Here is a 14,834-nt window from a genome sequence, read left to right as displayed (position 1 = left end):
ATCAATCCAGTGGATCGATTACCCGACGAACGCGCAAAGCGCTGGAACGTAGGTTCAAATCCTACTCCCCGAAACCACTACAGTCGAACACAGTGTCGAACAGGCCGCCGAAGGGCGGATTTGTGCGTTCTGAGTATGGGCCGCTAGGCTCGATTTCCCTGCTGCCTTCGAATTTCCGATAGTTTTGTCAGTATTCAGTCGGACACATATGGGCTTAAAAAAGTATTGGCGAGCCCAATCGACATCGCGTTCGCCACATGGTCTTGATTGGACATGAAAAACTGTCTCAGCCTTCAGAACTTCGCTGGCACAAACCTGTTGGCGCGCCATACGGCGCTCGAGATCCGCTCACTGCAGTGGTTGCATTGGCCCGGAATGTTTTCCAGTTCCGTAGCCGCAATTAGGTCGCTCAATCAGATGGGCAAGGCAGTTTTCTAGGTACCCGCTTGTTGAGAAAAAAGTATCTTATAACGCCCGGCGGCCAGCTCGGACAGGATACTGTTCCAGGTATCGTGGTTTTGGTGTGTTCCGTAACACTCCGCCGGACTAAGCAATAAGCTGGTGGTCATAAGCGTACCAAACGGACGGATCCAAAACCTGTTCCGGGCTGAGGGCCTGTCCGATAATTGAAACCATCGTGCTATCGATCCTATGTCCTTGCGGGCCGCGATTGCGCCCTGGTTGATACTCGCGGCCATTGCGGTCCATCCACATCTCCCAGATACGGTCCACATTGCAGTGGTTGAGGAAAAACGCCGGATCATTGGGTGACGTGCCAGGTCCCATATCGCCGCCAATCCAGACATGAACACGGTTGTGCAGCTGTGGTCCCTGAACCCATCCCTCAAGCACGTTGCGATGACTGATGACGCTTTGGTTCCAGGGGGCCCTATCATAGGTCGGTTGGGTAAGCGCAGTCTCGACATGCGCCTCGGTTGGCAGGGTTCTGACCCGCTGATCAAGCCCAGCCGCGCGCTGAATGCGTCGTGGGTTGGTCGAGACAAGCCGCCCGGTTCTAGCATCCTGAACAAGCCGCACGCGCATAGCGGCGATAGGTCCGGACCGGACGGCGCCTCTGGCCTCGCCAATATAGTCACGCGACCACAGGTCTGTGCGCCATTGATCTGCAACAGGCAGCTCTCCGTCCGCGGCCCAATCCCAGTACGGCAGACCAAAATCAGGGTCGCCAAGAACCTGCTGCAGGTTCTGTTCAAGGCGAATGAGATACATCCGATGCCAGGGCAGAAAGATCGGCCCGCTATGGGCGGCGTTGCCGACCGACAATTGGATCGACATGGCCAGAACATGCCAGAAAACAAAGAGATCGTAGATCGAAAGCTCTTGGTCTGTGCCAACAATATCAAGCGGTAGATTATTGTTCCTTAGGAAAGCGGCAATGTCCCGGGCAAAGATCCCCGAGTTGGGTTGGTCCAGCGCCACCATGCCCTGTAGGAATTGATCGCGCACGGTTTCGCTGACAAGGATGTTTTCTCTGGTGCCGGCCATTAGCTGTGCCCCCCATGATCTGCGTGACCATCATGGTCATCATGCCCCATTCCAAGTTCGTTGCGTTCCATTGGCGCCAGGCGCGAGGCATCGATAATGGACCTTGCAAGATCGATTGCAGACGGGAAAGAATAGTTTGGCAGGCCATGGCAATGCACGGTCCCGTCATCCAAAACCATGGTGTGTAAGGTCAGGGGCTCACCGTCGATTTCGATGCGATATGTTGTTCGGATTTTAATTTTCTGGCCGCGGTGAAGCGCGGTTCTTGTCGACGTAAAGGATTTCTGATGCCCATGATGGTCGGTATCCTGTGCGTATCCGGTGGGAAGGTGAAGAGTGCCCAGGTCTACCTCTGCTGGCCGGTTTTCATGTTGCATACGCTTATCAGTCATCACGACACCTCCTTTGCTGCGTTGACCTGCTTGGACGCGGGTTTGACAGCTCAGATACCCGCGGCTTCCAAACGAAATTGAGGCGCCGGAAACTAGTTCTGACTTCGTTTCCGGCGATTAGGGGTCGGCCCGCAGATCACCTATCAATCGGAAAACGATCTGGGTCTTTGAGATACTCAATAATTGCCATCTTTTCGTCATGGGTGAAGGGCGTGTCCCAGAACACATGACCGCCATTGCCATTTCCGGTCACCGACGTGTCAAAGCGGAAGGCGTTGTCCTGTTCTGTACTGACAAACCCAAGGCGTTCGGTATCCAATGTGCGGTCGCCCACAAAGAACACCGGTTCACGCTCACCCGGGGGTGAGATCACCTGATAGACCGTCCTAACCGAGCCGTTGTGCAGATACGGCCCGGTGGCCCAGACACCGACCAGTGGGCTGGCTTTCAACGCAGCCCCTTGGAAGGGTGGCGCATACCCACAAGGCTCAGCCGTTCCAATCTGCGCATTTCGCAATGCACAATCGGGGTGAGCTTTCGGCCGCAGACGCATTTTCGTAGCTGCCTGACTGCCGAGTGCTTTTTGGACAACTTCCCTCACGACGACTTGCAGAAGGCGAACGGAGGGCACGACGGGTTTCAACCCACCCGGTTCTGTCGGGTTTTGCAGCGAACCGCTTTTGGCCCAACGCTGGGTGAAAGCCCGCGTGTACTCACTATCGGTACCCGCTTTTTGAACCGGAATTGCGCCAACCCTAATAAACTGATCTCCGCGTAGGTTCTCGCTCGGGTCGCTCATACGATATGGGGGCGCGTTGTGGCATTCCTCGCAATTCGCCGCAAAGAGATCGCGACCCTGTTCAGCCAGACCAGTGTCGACCGGGCCTAGCAAATCTTCTGGCCACTTCGGAGCGGTCAGATCTTTGATCCATGTCTCATACAGTTCTAACGCAGCCTTATCCGCAGACGATTCAAACTGCTTTTCCGGCGTGAAATCGACGCTTCCAAACACACCCAAAGCTTGACCCAAATTGCGCGAGAACGGGTCCGCGACTGCAAGGTTCCACTGTACGAATTCCAACTGGTCAGCCATCCACAAGGGCGGATAGCTGGTGGGCGCGCGCGGTGTTGCCAGGTTTTCCATAACACCAAGGTCTTTGACTGCCACCGCGTTGACGATCTGGGTGAGCGCATCCACCCGGCCGGGACCTGAAGGGAGCAGCGGACTGCGCTGCGCCATCTGCCCCGAGAAGTCCGAGGCAAAACCTAGAAACTGCGGAACGAATTCTTCCGGATCACCTAGTGCAGCGGGATCTGTCAGGGCAAGATTTTGCATGAATGTCTTCAACCGCTCGGACGGTTTGGGATCTGTTGGATCAGTGACATCCAACTGCCCGGTCTCTCGCACGGCTTTCGCCAGTTCCGCCGCGAAATGGTCGAAATCAAAACTGGCGGGCGCACCATCAATCCGAAAAGCTTCACCCTCGATGATCACATCTGCGGAATGACATGACGCACAATTCAGGCTGACATGCGGGCCGCTCTCGGATTCGGTCGCGGCAAACCCGACAGGCAGCCCATGGGGGTTGAGCGCATCAACAGGCGACGGCAACAGACCATAGCGAGCCAGATTTGCAGGCGTCGCAAACCGCTCTGTCCCATCGCTGGTCTCTAGTGCCAGAAACCAGCTGAGAGGCATGATTTTGCCCCCCTGACTGGTGTGGTAGTACTGCCTGCGGATGCCATCTGACCAGCCCTGATCTAAAAACTGTGTATGATCTTCTGCCAGACAGGGTTGACCCAGGTTGGTCCAGTCTCCTTCGTTCAGGCATGCCACAACCTCGGCGGTTTCGCGTGCGGTTCGGCGTACCACAGTGGCATGAGCCCGACCGTCCGTCGCCGGAAATCCGGGGAACCACCCAAATGCACGAATGTTCCAACGATCGAACCGGTCGCCCATCCCATCCGGGCTGCGCGGCAGATCATCCTGCGCCATCTGTTCTTCGGCGGCAATACGCGTGGCAACGGCGGTAGGGTCAGCTGCAGCGTCCAACTCACGACGGGTTTCCGTGTGGCAGCTAACACAATCTGTATTGAAGAAATGTGACGCGGCAGGATCGGCGATGACAGCCGAAATCTCAGCGGCGTTTTGCGGCGTGTTGTCCCCGGACCCAAACAGCGTGCTGGTGGATACTCCGTCGTCAGCATCTGGCTGGGGAAGCCCAAAAACCGGCAGCACGAAATTTGCCAGGCAATCCACCGGCAGGTGATTCCGCGTCAGTCCGGGCGGAACGACCCCGCCGTTTTCCGGGTCATCCAGAAAGCTGAGCATCTGTTGGAAGTTTTTAGGTGCGGTCACATCATCCGGTTGGGCGACGGCCGGGCTTGGCACCGGCGTGAAACCATTTCCTGCGCGTTGTAGCGCCAGAAAAACCCAAGGCTCGGGCGCGCCGGGTGGCAATCCAGCCACTGAGACCGCCGATAGTCGATCAGCGCCCAGATGCGTTTCCACAAAACTGCTGAGACGCGCCGTCAGCACTTCTGCCGCTGCCGGGGTGTCGAATGCGGGATGCACACCCAAGGGCGTCTCGGCAGTGACCACACCCATCCCGGCCAGTTCATCACGGATCGCGACGAGATCATCTATGGCGGCCTGAAAATCATCGATATCCGTCTGATCCGGTAAAATCCGGAAAGGGCAAACCGGAGGGGCGTTGGACGCATCCGCCCCAAACGTGTAGACCAGATGCACCGCTTCATCCCTGATGGGCGCGCCGCCCGAGTTGAAATCGACCGGTTGCACCACTAACCGGATCTGCAGGTTGCGCCCAAACGGGCGGAACGCCGCGTGCAAACCCGGCGCGCCCGGGTCGATCCGTATCGAGGCCACATGCAGCTGATCCCGGCGATCTGTAAGAATACTGGAATCGATGGTTTCCACCGCAGTGGGCATCGCGTTGACATTCGAAATGACGGCACCGGCAATTGCCGCGAGATTGGTTGGAAAAGCAGCCTCGGGCAGAACAACCCGGGGGTCATCTGCTCGTATCGGCGCTTCGAGAAGGATAGACACATCGTTTTGGGAGAAATCGTCAGCGGCGGCGATTCCTGAAAAAAACACAAAAATAGCAAGGAAAATGCGGCCCATTTTCGTCCCCCTAAAATTAAATATCGTAAAAAAATATCCTTTGACTGTAGCACAAATAGACGTCAATCGGTCAGAAAATCTGCTTTCCTGTCCAGGACGACTAACCAAACCGGTATTGCCAACTGACGGGCTCACAGCGCCAGCTGCTCCCGGCTGTGTTCAGACCATTATTTGACAAAGGCTTTGTTGCTGCGAAAATGGCAGCATACACAGGAGAATGACTGAGACAGGTCGAAGGATGAAGCGTCGACGCTTTGTGACCCGCATGATCCCAACCACACTCTGGGCCAGTGCTGTTTTGCACCGCCCGTCTTTTAGCGGCGAGGCAACCAACATCGAACAAGCCAACTATCAGTATCTGAAGATAAGCGAAGCCGAGACCCTTGCCGCTTGGTGTAAGACCATTGTTTCAGGAGCAGACGTGGCTGGAGTGGCGCGGTTTGTTGATCAGAACCTTGCAGGGCATCAAGCAGAGTCTCTTCTGCTGTTAAGATATCTTGATGCGAGCGACATGGCAGGGTTCTATCGTAAGGGCATTGCCGGAATTGATGCAGAGAGTCATCACCGCTTTGACCTGCCGTTTGTGAAACTGTCTCTTGACCAGCAGAAAGATATGATTGCCGCAGGCGTGGCCTCGGAAATGGAGATCTGGACAGATCCCGATCCGAATTTCTTCTACTTCATCTCACGAAGTGACGCGGTTGACGTTGTTTATGGAACAAAAGCTGGATTCGCAGAGATCGGAATACCTTATCTGGCTCACATCCCGCCTCCGCAGCCCTGGTAATGTGACGCTTGCGAAAGGCACGATCCAAATGACAGGGGGCCGATGAAGAAAATCTCACATGAATTGGTTGATGTTGTCATTGCAGGGTCTGGTATCGCTGGCAGCACAATGGCGGCCGAACTGGGTGAGGCAGGGTTCAATGTACTGGTTCTGGAGGCCGGGCCCGAGCGTAAGCTTTCGGATATGATCAGTTCGCAAATCTGGTCGCGGCGCCTTCGGTGGGCGGGGCCGGAAGTCCGCGAAACGGGCGATTTGGTCGGAGCAGCAAATTTCGCAATGGGATGGGGGACGGGCGGTGCTGGTTTGCATTGGTACGCGAACTGGTACCGTTTGCACCCGGATGATTTTCACGTCCAATCATTGTATGGGCGCAGTCTGGACTGGCCCATCAGCTACGAGGATCTGCGACCGTGGTATGACCATGCACAGACCTATTTCGGCGTGTCAGGGGACGCCGATCCCCATGCACCGGCAGGTGCTCCTTATCCGATGCCCGCTATTCCCATCTCAAGGCAATCGTCAGCCATCAAGAAAGGATTTGAGACGGAAGGATTGAAGCTGACGTCCAATACACTTGCGATCAACAGCACCCCCTTCGATGGGCGGCCTGGTTGCCTTCTAGACGGCTGGTGCGATTCGGGATGCCCGATTGGCGCATTGGCAAACCCGCTCGTGCTGCAGTGGCCGCGCGCCAAGAAAGCGGGTGTTGAGTTGCGCCATAACGCCTATGTAGCACGCATTGAAACCGACCCGTCCGGATCTTTGGCGACTGGAGTTACCTATCTTGACGAGCTCGGTCAGGAAAATTTTCAACCCTCCAAAGTCGTGATTTCTGCCTGCCATACAATTTGGAATGCCCGGCTCTTGTTGCTGTCATCCAATGACAAGCATCCAGATGGGCTGGGCAATGGCAGCGGAACGTTGGGACAGTATTTTACGTCCCACGCTCTGACAACGATCCACGGGTTGTTCCCTCAGGAAACCGAGCCGCATTTGGGCGTTTCGGGGGCCAACACACTATGTCTGGAAGGGTATGAAAACAAGCAGCCAGAAGATGGAGCGTTCGGCAGTCGGGCGTGGCTCGTCGGTCAAGCTGCAAAACCAAACGATCTGCTTGGAACGGCACTGGCAAAACCCGAATTGTTTGGCGACGCTTTGGAGACCTACATGCAGAAAGCCAGTGCGCATTACGGCAATATGACAGTTCTGTGCGAAGAAGACAGCATCCCGGAAAACCACATTGCTCTCGACCCATCGAGGCGTGATCGTTTCGGGTTGCCGCAAGCGCTTGTCACCAACTCGCTTCCTCAGGCAAATGCTGCCAGAACGACATTGGCAAAAGCTGAAGGACTGCGGATTTTCAAGGCCGCCGGAACAAGTGAGGCCTGGGCAGGCGCCCGGAGCCCGATGCATATGTTGGGTGGAACGATCATGGGAGACGACCCATCCGCTTCGGTCACCAATTCCTTTGGGCAGGTTCACGAAGTCGACAATCTGTTTGTGGCAGGTGCTAGCCTATTCCCTACGCCCGGTGCGATTAATCCAACAGCGACATTGGCGGCGCTGGTCTTTCGGACGGCGGACTACATTCGCACCAACAAATCATCGCTATTGCGCTGACCAGGTCAATGGCGCCGAGACTGGCCGTTTGAGAGGTAATAGTTCGGGTCTTTCTCCACATGGATTGGCTATCTCGACAAAGCTACCTATTTTGGTCATTAGACAGACCAAGTCAGCAGCCGAGCCGCTACTCTGGCGGTTTTTTCAGCGAGTTTCATCCATGAGTAAGAAAGTCCCGTCGCCCTGTATCGACGTTTGCAAATTCCGTCGCGAGGGCCATTGCATCGGATGCTCTATGTCGAAAAGCCAAAAAAAGCTGTTCAAGTCGATCAAGCGTCCTGATCAGCAGGAAGCTTTTGTTCAGATGTTGATCTGTCAGCAGGAAAAAATGGGCCGGTACACCCATTGGGGACCGGCCTATCTGAAAAAACTGAAGAAGAAGAAAGCCAAGGTCAAATTTACCCTGGCCGCCTAACTTAGCGCAGGTGAGAGCGCAGGAACCATGCGAACTTCTCGTGGGTTTGACCGCGGCTGATGCACAAATCCTCGGTTAATGTGTCGCCGTGCCCGGCCGCAAGCTCGCCACAGCCAGCCAGTGTCGATGCCAGCGTTTCCTGCGCATCCAGCATGGCCTTGATCATCTCTTTGTCTGATGCAGTGCCGTCGTGCTCGGTGACTTTCGACCGTTTCAGCATTCCGGCCAACGTACCTTCGGCGTGCGCATCCAGTGCTTTGATACGTTCGGCCAAATCATCTTGCGCGGTGAAATGGTCTTCGTAGATATTCTGGAACAGCTCATGCAGGGGCCCAAAGGCCATGCCTGTTACGTTCCAGTGAAAATTTTGCGCCAACATCGTGGTCACTGCAGTTTCTGCCACTGATTGGTTCAATGCGTCGGCGATTGCGGCACGGGAATCTGTGGTCAGGTCAATAGCTGTCTGAGTCATAAAAATCACCTTGGTTCTGCTGGTTGTCATGCTGCTTCGGCAAAAAAACAGCGTCCTGACCCATATTTAGAGGATCACAGAGATATTCCAAGAACTTTTTAGAATAATTCTAAAACTTATGGAACTGCTTGGAAATCGAACGTATCAGGAAGGCTAGATTTCTCTGCGTCCAGCGTGGAACTCGGGACTGGATCAAGAATCGGAAACTGTCCTTGTCCTCTTGTTCGATCGTCTCGAACAAGCGCACTAGCCAGGCCTCATCAAAGGACAGATCAGCAGTGCCCGGGCGATAAAATACCGGCCGTTTGCAAACCGCCTGACGGAACCCACGCATCAGTGTTTCTGCATGACGCATCTGTGCATCCGCGGGATCTGCCAGTAGCAAGGCGCAGGCATGATCCAGATCGACCCGCGACGCAGATCGGCATTCCAGCGCAACCAGCCGAAGGTGATTTATGATCCGCAAAGATCGGCCCGTCATCCGAGGTGATGAGGGGGCATACGGTGCATCCGCTTGTCTGAAACTGATTGCCTGAATCATGGTCTGGGATTGCTCGAGACTCCAATGGCGCCATAGCCGCCGTTTTCAATACCTGACAGTAGTGCTTGGGTTTAACGGATACAAGCCGCTCTCTCAGATTCTTGCGTCAAGACCCCGAACCAGGTTTCAGAACCGCTTCGATTTTGGCAAGGGTTGCGGTGTTGACCGAAACGCCGTCTTTGCGGGCAGACAAACGGTTTGCGCGACGTCCGTCACCTGGCAAATGCGCACCGTCCTGGAACCGAATCGCGTCAACTAGATCCGAGATCGCTGTTGAGAACAGGCCGTTTGACGTTGTGGCGGGATCAATTGCGATGAAGAATTGTCCTGTTTTGGGGGGGCCTCCGGCCGTTCCCGAAAACGGCGAGGCGTGCATCCCAAGTGTTGCTCCGGTCAATGCCGCTGCCATCACCTCGGTCAACAGGGCGACGCCAACACCTTTGTAACCGCCCGAAGGCGCCATGCTGCCTTTCAAGCCAACGCTAGGGTCGGTTGTGGGGTTGCCATCCGGGTCAAGTGCCCAACCGATTGGGATCGCCTTGCCTTCGCGGGCATGTTTCATCACCTCACTTTTGGCAATGGTGCTGGCGCTTTGGTCGATCAGCAGGGCGGGCTGTCCATCGGTGCCCGGGGCTGCGATGGAAAACGGATTGGTACCAACAACTGGGCGCGATCCGCCGGACGGGGCAATTGATGCTGGCGCGTTGGTAAATCCAAGCCCAACCAAACCGGCCTGAGCCAGACGATAGGTGTGGTAGCCCAACACCCCGCAATTGTAGCTGTTGTTGATCGTCAAAGCCGCGATACCTTGTGTCCGCGCTGCCGGGATCAGAGTTTCGAACCCTAGATCGATCGCCACATGGGCAAATCCGGTGGCCGCATCGACTCTGACAACGCCGGGGCGTGGTGTTTCAAGCGATGGATTGGCACGGCCGTCAACTTTGCCACATTGAACGTGCTCGCAATAGATCGGGATGTAGGCCAAGCCGTGGCTGGCGATGCCGTCAGCCTCGGTTGCGGCCGTTGCAACAGCCAGCGGGCGCGCATTCTCTTCACTGGTTCCTGCAGCGACAAGGGCATTGAAGGACAGCTCTTCGATGTCAGCCAGTGAGAGCGTTTTGTATTCAGTCATCAGAGTATCCTTCAGTCATTATCCGACAAACCGGCCCCTGCGCCCAAAAGCCGGGATTGCTCGGTTGCAGGGGCGTAGGTCCGGAAGGCAAAGTTGGTGAGAACATCCCAACTGGCCGGATCAGGGGTAGCGCGCGTCTGTTTTGGCCTTGTCGTTTCCAACGTGCCACCAGTGCTTACAGTCACGTGGTCGGCCCGGCTCATATCAACGTCTGAACAGGACAGATGCGTGCCATCTGTCACAGCATTGATGCCGTCGGTTGTGATCGTGGCGACCGCGTTCTGACACTTCACTGCATTGGCAACAAGAGGAAGCAGCAAAAGCGGCACAGCAACACGCCGTAGATGCAGCGGGTCAGCCTGCCACTTTTTGGCGTAGTCAGACAGCGCCGCGCCGCAGGTCAGCGGGCACAGGTCCTTTTCACCCACCCAATCTGCGGTCAGGTCTTGTGGCATGTGCTGGTCCAATGATCCGGCGAAGCCCATGTCCAAAAGCTTGGCCAGTTCGGCTGGCCCATCCAGCCCTTGGGCGCATAGCCACCGCGTCGCTTTTCCAGCTTCTTCTGCGATACCCCAAGCATATCCAGCACCTCGGGCCGCGCGCTTTGCCGTGGCTTCTACCTCGTTCAGTGAAAAGCTCATTTCTGAACCTCGGGATACACCCACAGATCGGCGTTTTCGCGGATCAGATCCTCTGGGTAGGGCGCGCCGGAATACATGCAAATCCGCACCCAGCGGTCCGAGCGTGGATCAAAATGTGTTGCGCCAAAGAAGGACAGCTTTGCCCTCAGCATATCTATCGGCAGAACGTCAGCGCTGATCGTGTTGTCGTGAATCTCACCATAAGGTGCCACAGTGGCCATCTGTGCACGGCGTACCGCGTGACGATGTTCGGGGTGCCGCAGCAGGAATTCTGCAATCAGGGCTTCGCCGTCCCATTCTGCAAGCGCCTTTTGAGCGCGTACTGCGTCCCGCGCTGGGGCCAAGGGTTGTTCATACTCGGCAATAGGTTCTTTGAACCGTTCGCCCAGCCGGGGTTCCAGTTTTTCTTCGGACACGTACCAGGCCCGGGCGCAGTTTTCGGGTGCGGTCCAGTCCAGATCCATTGCCCATCCGAAACTCTGGTCAAAAAGCGAACGAACCTCGGTGACGGGCATCGCGCCGTTGATCACATGCGCGCCAGAGTTGCTGTCGGCCATGCAAGACGAAAGCCCATCCACCAGATCCCCGTAAGGTTCCAGGATCAGCGAGGCGACCAGTTCCTGCCCTTCCTGGCTCAACGCCGTTTCGGACCAGCGAACCAAACGGTCCCAAGGGTAGTCGTGCTGCAATTTTTCCTGGCTCAGATAAGTCGAAATGGAGGACAGATCTGCGTTCAACGCCGCAAGCTTTTTGATCTGAACCGGATGTTCCGAGTGCCACCACGACATCGACAATTTGCTGCGTTCAAAGATCTCCCGAAACGCTCTGTCTTCCTCTGCCGAAGCGGTTTCGATTGAACGAACACGCGAGATGGCCTCTTCTCGCACCATGATCCAGTTGTTGAATAGGATTGGATGGTTGACGATGAAGGGCGCCATGCCCAGGCCGGTTGAATTGCCAATCCCCAGCCAGCGGGCAATGTCCGCGTCCAGCTTGGCTGTGGCATCGCCGCCTTTGACCTGCGCCATATGCTGTACCAGATCACGCACAAATGTGCGGGTCAGGTAGACCGATAGCATTTCGGTCTGGAAGGGTGCGTTGGTTTCTGGACGGTTTCCCGTCTTTTCGCGATCTGCGGCACCAAACTTGCCGGATCCGTATACCGCAGTTGTCCGCATCAGGTAGCCGACCTTGTAGATCTGTTCCAGATCGGGTTGCTGCCCTGTTGCGAGCCGGTCCACAACATGCGCCCACAATCGAACGGACCGGTTTGCGCGGGACAGGGACAGCTCGCTTTCGCTAACGCGTCCGGCCTCTTGCAACGGTACGTTTTGCGACAGCCTGTCGATATCTTCGTTTGTCGGGACCCCGTCAAACAGGGTGAACGTGGCATCCCAGGCTTCGGCGATCACCCGATCCGAGCGTTGTTCGGGTGGCAGGTCATGGGCAAACGCCACTAAGGAATAGGCGCGTTCCGGGCCGTGCGCGGAGTAGACAGCGTGGCCAACGCCCGCATCATCGATGTTGAAAACCGGTCTGGAAAACGTCCACCCCTCATTCGCCATGCGTCGTGTCAGTTGCCGCATGAAGCTAAGCCTGCACTGATGCAGCGATCCCAGCCGCGACAGGCGCATCACGGTGGCCGGATCCCGGCGAGCGATATGAGAGCGCGAATCTGTCATACGTTCATAGGTCCAAAGTTTTCTGCAAAGAACCGGTACCAGTTGCCGCCCATGATACCGGCAACTTCATCCTCATTCATGCCGACCTTGCGCAGGCCGGATTCGATGTTGCCGAAATCGCGGTTGTCCTTGAACCAGTTCGGCATGGGCGGGAAGCCAGGTGCGCTGGCCGAGCCTTCGCCATAGTCGATTTCCTTGGTCCAACGCCCGACCCGCATCCATTCGACCACGCTGTCGGGTTGGTCCTGACACAGATCGGTGCCAATCCCCAGATTCTGAGCGCCATATTTGTCTGCCGTGCGGGCGATCATTTCACAGAAGCTCTCCAACGTGCAGGCGGATTTGTCCTTCAGGTGATGAGGGTAGACCGAAAAGCCCAGCATCCCACCTTTTTCCGTCACCGCACGGATGACCTCGTCGCGCTTGTTGCGCAGGGCGGGGGACCATTCGTATGGATTGGCGTGGGTGATGGCTATGGGACGCTCGGACAGTTCGGCGGCTTCGATGGTCGAGCGGTCCGCCGAATGGCTCATGTCGACGACAAGACCAACACGGTTCATCTCTTTGATGACCTCTTTGCCCATGCGGGTGATGCCGGTGTCTTCGGCCTCGTAGCAACCGGTCGCCAGCAGGGACTGGTTGTTATAGGTCAGCTGCATGAACCGCGCACCCAGCGTATGCAGGATTTCAACCAGGCCAATATCGTCTTCAATGGGCGAAGGATTCTGAAATCCGAAGAATACGACCGTTCGTCCGGTTTCGCGGGCAACATCAATATCACTGGCCCACTGACCCTTCATGATCAGATCCGGATACTGCTCGAACCAGCGATTCCATTTTTCAAAGTTCAGAACCGTTTCACGAAAGTTCTCGTGATACGAGATGGTGACGTGGATGGCATCCACGCCGCCTTCGCGCAGTTGGCGGAAAACCTTCTCCGACCAGTTCACATATTGCAGCCCGTCGATCCGCATCAGACTGGGGTTCCGGCACTGATATAAGCGGTTTTGACTGTGGTGTAGAACTCAGCGGCTGCTTTACCCTGTTCGCGCGGACCGTACGAGCTGTCGCCGCGTCCGCCGAAGGGTACATGATAATCGGTGCCTGCGGTGGGCAGATTGACGGTCACCACGCCGGTCCGCGCATTGCGGCGGAAGTGGGTGGCACGGGCCAAGTTTTGGGTCACGATGCCCGAGGTCAGGCCGAAATTGGTGTCGTTGACGACGCTCAGCGCCTCGTCATAGCTGCCGACCTTGATGACGCTGGTCAGGGGTGCAAACATCTCTTCGCGGTTGATGCGCATGTCGTTGGTGGTGTTCAGGAACACGCCGGGCGACATGTAGAAGCCGTCATGGGGCATATCCAGGCGCTGACCGCCGCAAGCCAATTCTGCACCCTCGGATTTGCCCAGATCAACATAGGCGAGGTTTTCGCTCAGCTGCTGCTGGCTGACGACGGGACCCAACTGCGTGCCCTCTTCCAGCGCGTGGCCGACTTTCATGGCCTGAGCACCGGCAACCAGTTTTTCTACAAAGGCGTCATGGATGCCCGCGTGCACGACCAGCCGTGAAGACGCCGTGCATTTCTGACCGGTGCCACCAAAGGCACCGCCAAGCGCCAGCGTCACGGCCAGATCAAGATCGGCGTCGTCCATCACGGCCAGCGCGTTTTTCGACCCCATTTCCATCTGAACCTTGGTCAGATTCTGGATGGCGGCGGACGCAATGCCTTTACCAACAGGAACCGAACCGGTGAACGAGATGGCATTGACCTCTGGGCTTTCGACGAGACGCTGACCTATGGACCGGCCCGAACCCATAACGAGGCTGAACAGACCTTTAGGGATGTCCTGACGTTCGATGATCTCGGTCAGAGCCACAGCCGAGGCCGGGGTGATGTTGGCGGGTTTCCAGACCACCGCGTTGCCATAGCAAAGTGCCGGCGCGATTTTCCACGACGCGGTCGCGGTCGGGAAGTTCCACGGGCTTATGATCGCCACCACACCCACCGCTTCGCGGCGCACATCGATCTCAACTCCGGGGCGCACGCTGTCGGCATTCTCACCGATCTGGCGCAGGCACTCGGCGGCGTAATAGGTGAAGAACTGACCGGCGCGATAAACTTCGCCTTTGCCTTCGGCCTTGGGTTTGCCTTCTTCGCGGGCCAGAAGGGTGCCGAGCTCCTCGGCGCGCGACATCAACTCATTACCGATATTCATCAGAACGGCCTGCTTGCGTTCGGGGCCATACGCCTCCCACTCGGCCTGTGCGGTGCGTGCTTGATCCAGTGTCGCGTCGAGTTGATCTGCGCTGGCTTGCGCGAACATGCCGACCAGATCGCTCAGATCCGAAGGGTTCCGGTTTTCAATTTCGCTTTCGCCAGCCAGCCATTCGCCAGCAATAAGGTTCAGTTTTGTCACGTCAGACCCCAAATTCGCAATTTCAATTTGGGATAGGATGGATTTTGTAGGTCTCATCAGTCAAACTCAAATAACTTTA

Annotated in this window: 14 protein-coding genes; 4 read left to right on the top strand and 10 right to left on the bottom strand. The window is 56.5% G+C overall.

Annotated elements, in window-relative coordinates:
* A partial coding sequence (locus Q1B21_RS08915; RefSeq protein WP_299888479.1) for a hypothetical protein occupies positions 1 to 182 on the top strand: 182 nt, incomplete at its 5' end.
* Between the two features lie 364 nt (positions 183 to 546).
* Here Q1B21_RS08915 and Q1B21_RS08910 read toward each other — a convergent pair.
* The 3 genes from Q1B21_RS08910 to Q1B21_RS08900 form a co-directional block, all read right to left on the bottom strand.
* Positions 547 to 1,506, bottom strand: a complete 960-nt coding sequence (locus Q1B21_RS08910; protein ID WP_299888476.1) for a tyrosinase family protein — start codon at positions 1,504 to 1,506, stop codon at positions 547 to 549.
* Complete coding sequence (locus tag Q1B21_RS08905) at positions 1,506 to 1,898, bottom strand: hypothetical protein (protein ID WP_299888473.1); 393 nt, start codon at positions 1,896 to 1,898, stop codon at positions 1,506 to 1,508. The genes Q1B21_RS08910 and Q1B21_RS08905 overlap by 1 nt, the downstream gene beginning before the upstream one ends.
* Positions 1,899 to 2,034: 136 nt before the next feature.
* Complete coding sequence (locus Q1B21_RS08900; protein ID WP_299888470.1) at positions 2,035 to 5,046, bottom strand: di-heme-cytochrome C peroxidase; 3,012 nt, start codon at positions 5,044 to 5,046, stop codon at positions 2,035 to 2,037.
* A 238-nt stretch (positions 5,047 to 5,284) separates the two neighbouring features.
* Here Q1B21_RS08900 and Q1B21_RS08895 point away from each other — a divergent pair, with 238 nt between their 5' ends.
* From Q1B21_RS08895 to Q1B21_RS08885, 3 genes are all read left to right on the top strand, one after another.
* Complete coding sequence (locus Q1B21_RS08895) at positions 5,285 to 5,833, top strand: gluconate 2-dehydrogenase subunit 3 family protein (protein ID WP_299888467.1); 549 nt, start codon at positions 5,285 to 5,287, stop codon at positions 5,831 to 5,833.
* Positions 5,834 to 5,875: 42 nt separating this feature from the next.
* Positions 5,876 to 7,453 carry a GMC oxidoreductase gene (locus Q1B21_RS08890; protein WP_299888464.1) on the top strand — a complete coding sequence of 526 codons (1,578 nt, stop codon included), beginning with the start codon at positions 5,876 to 5,878 and terminating at the stop codon, positions 7,451 to 7,453.
* A gap of 160 nt (positions 7,454 to 7,613) precedes the next feature.
* Positions 7,614 to 7,868, top strand: coding sequence for a DUF1289 domain-containing protein (locus tag Q1B21_RS08885; RefSeq protein ID WP_299888461.1), 255 nt, complete (start codon positions 7,614 to 7,616; stop codon positions 7,866 to 7,868).
* A gap of 1 nt (position 7,869) precedes the next feature.
* On the opposite strand, the gene Q1B21_RS08880 is transcribed toward Q1B21_RS08885, so the two are convergent.
* The 7 genes from Q1B21_RS08880 to Q1B21_RS08850 all read right to left on the bottom strand — a co-directional run bounded on the left by Q1B21_RS08880 (position 7,870) and on the right by Q1B21_RS08850 (position 14,812).
* The gene (locus Q1B21_RS08880) at positions 7,870 to 8,340 is read right to left on the bottom strand and encodes a DNA starvation/stationary phase protection protein (protein ID WP_299082393.1); all 471 of its coding nucleotides are present in this window, start codon (positions 8,338 to 8,340) and stop codon (positions 7,870 to 7,872) included.
* A gap of 109 nt (positions 8,341 to 8,449) precedes the next feature.
* On the bottom strand, positions 8,450 to 8,881 hold the full coding sequence (locus Q1B21_RS08875; RefSeq protein WP_299888457.1) for a hypothetical protein: 432 nt from the start codon (positions 8,879 to 8,881) through the stop codon (positions 8,450 to 8,452).
* 106 nt (positions 8,882 to 8,987) lie between these two features.
* Positions 8,988 to 10,013 (bottom strand): Ldh family oxidoreductase, encoded by a 1,026-nt coding sequence (locus Q1B21_RS08870; protein WP_299888454.1) that lies wholly within the window; start codon positions 10,011 to 10,013, stop codon positions 8,988 to 8,990.
* Between the two features lie 11 nt (positions 10,014 to 10,024).
* A complete protein-coding gene (locus tag Q1B21_RS08865) occupies positions 10,025 to 10,654 on the bottom strand; it encodes a DUF3726 domain-containing protein (RefSeq protein ID WP_299888451.1) in 630 nt (209 codons plus the stop codon).
* The gene (locus Q1B21_RS08860) at positions 10,651 to 12,336 is read right to left on the bottom strand and encodes a hypothetical protein (protein ID WP_299888448.1); all 1,686 of its coding nucleotides are present in this window, start codon (positions 12,334 to 12,336) and stop codon (positions 10,651 to 10,653) included. Before Q1B21_RS08860 ends, Q1B21_RS08865 begins: the two co-directional genes overlap by 4 nt.
* Entirely contained in the window at positions 12,333 to 13,310 is a 978-nt protein-coding gene (locus Q1B21_RS08855) for a membrane dipeptidase (RefSeq protein ID WP_299888445.1), read from the bottom strand. Before Q1B21_RS08855 ends, Q1B21_RS08860 begins: the two co-directional genes overlap by 4 nt.
* The gene (locus Q1B21_RS08850) at positions 13,310 to 14,812 is read right to left on the bottom strand and encodes an aldehyde dehydrogenase family protein (protein ID WP_299888443.1); all 1,503 of its coding nucleotides are present in this window, start codon (positions 14,810 to 14,812) and stop codon (positions 13,310 to 13,312) included. Before Q1B21_RS08850 ends, Q1B21_RS08855 begins: the two co-directional genes overlap by 1 nt.
* Positions 14,813 to 14,834: the final 22 nt, after the last annotated feature.

It is taken from the genome of uncultured Ruegeria sp. (genome assembly GCF_947504215.1).
Classification (GTDB): Bacteria; Pseudomonadota; Alphaproteobacteria; order Rhodobacterales; family Rhodobacteraceae; genus Ruegeria.
This window is presented reverse-complemented; position numbering and strand designations above follow the sequence as displayed.

Bases quoted from the DNA above. Each gene is read 5' to 3' on its own strand.
- Q1B21_RS08910 (WP_299888476.1), bottom strand. From the start codon at position 1,506: ATGGCCGGCACCAGAGAAAACATCCTTGTCAGCGAAACCGTGCGCGAT.
- Q1B21_RS08905 (WP_299888473.1), bottom strand. From the start codon at position 1,898: ATGACTGATAAGCGTATGCAACATGAAAACCGGCCAGCAGAGGTAGAC.
- Q1B21_RS08900 (WP_299888470.1), bottom strand. From the start codon at position 5,046: ATGGGCCGCATTTTCCTTGCTATTTTTGTGTTTTTTTCAGGAATCGCC.
- Q1B21_RS08895 (WP_299888467.1), top strand. From the start codon at position 5,285: ATGAAGCGTCGACGCTTTGTGACCCGCATGATCCCAACCACACTCTGG.
- Q1B21_RS08890 (WP_299888464.1), top strand. From the start codon at position 5,876: ATGAAGAAAATCTCACATGAATTGGTTGATGTTGTCATTGCAGGGTCT.
- Q1B21_RS08885 (WP_299888461.1), top strand. From the start codon at position 7,614: ATGAGTAAGAAAGTCCCGTCGCCCTGTATCGACGTTTGCAAATTCCGT.
- Q1B21_RS08880 (WP_299082393.1), bottom strand. From the start codon at position 8,340: ATGACTCAGACAGCTATTGACCTGACCACAGATTCCCGTGCCGCAATC.
- Q1B21_RS08875 (WP_299888457.1), bottom strand. From the start codon at position 8,881: ATGATTCAGGCAATCAGTTTCAGACAAGCGGATGCACCGTATGCCCCC.
- Q1B21_RS08870 (WP_299888454.1), bottom strand. From the start codon at position 10,013: ATGACTGAATACAAAACGCTCTCACTGGCTGACATCGAAGAGCTGTCC.
- Q1B21_RS08865 (WP_299888451.1), bottom strand. From the start codon at position 10,654: ATGAGCTTTTCACTGAACGAGGTAGAAGCCACGGCAAAGCGCGCGGCC.
- Q1B21_RS08860 (WP_299888448.1), bottom strand. From the start codon at position 12,336: ATGACAGATTCGCGCTCTCATATCGCTCGCCGGGATCCGGCCACCGTG.
- Q1B21_RS08855 (WP_299888445.1), bottom strand. From the start codon at position 13,310: ATGCGGATCGACGGGCTGCAATATGTGAACTGGTCGGAGAAGGTTTTC.
- Q1B21_RS08850 (WP_299888443.1), bottom strand. From the start codon at position 14,812: ATGAGACCTACAAAATCCATCCTATCCCAAATTGAAATTGCGAATTTG.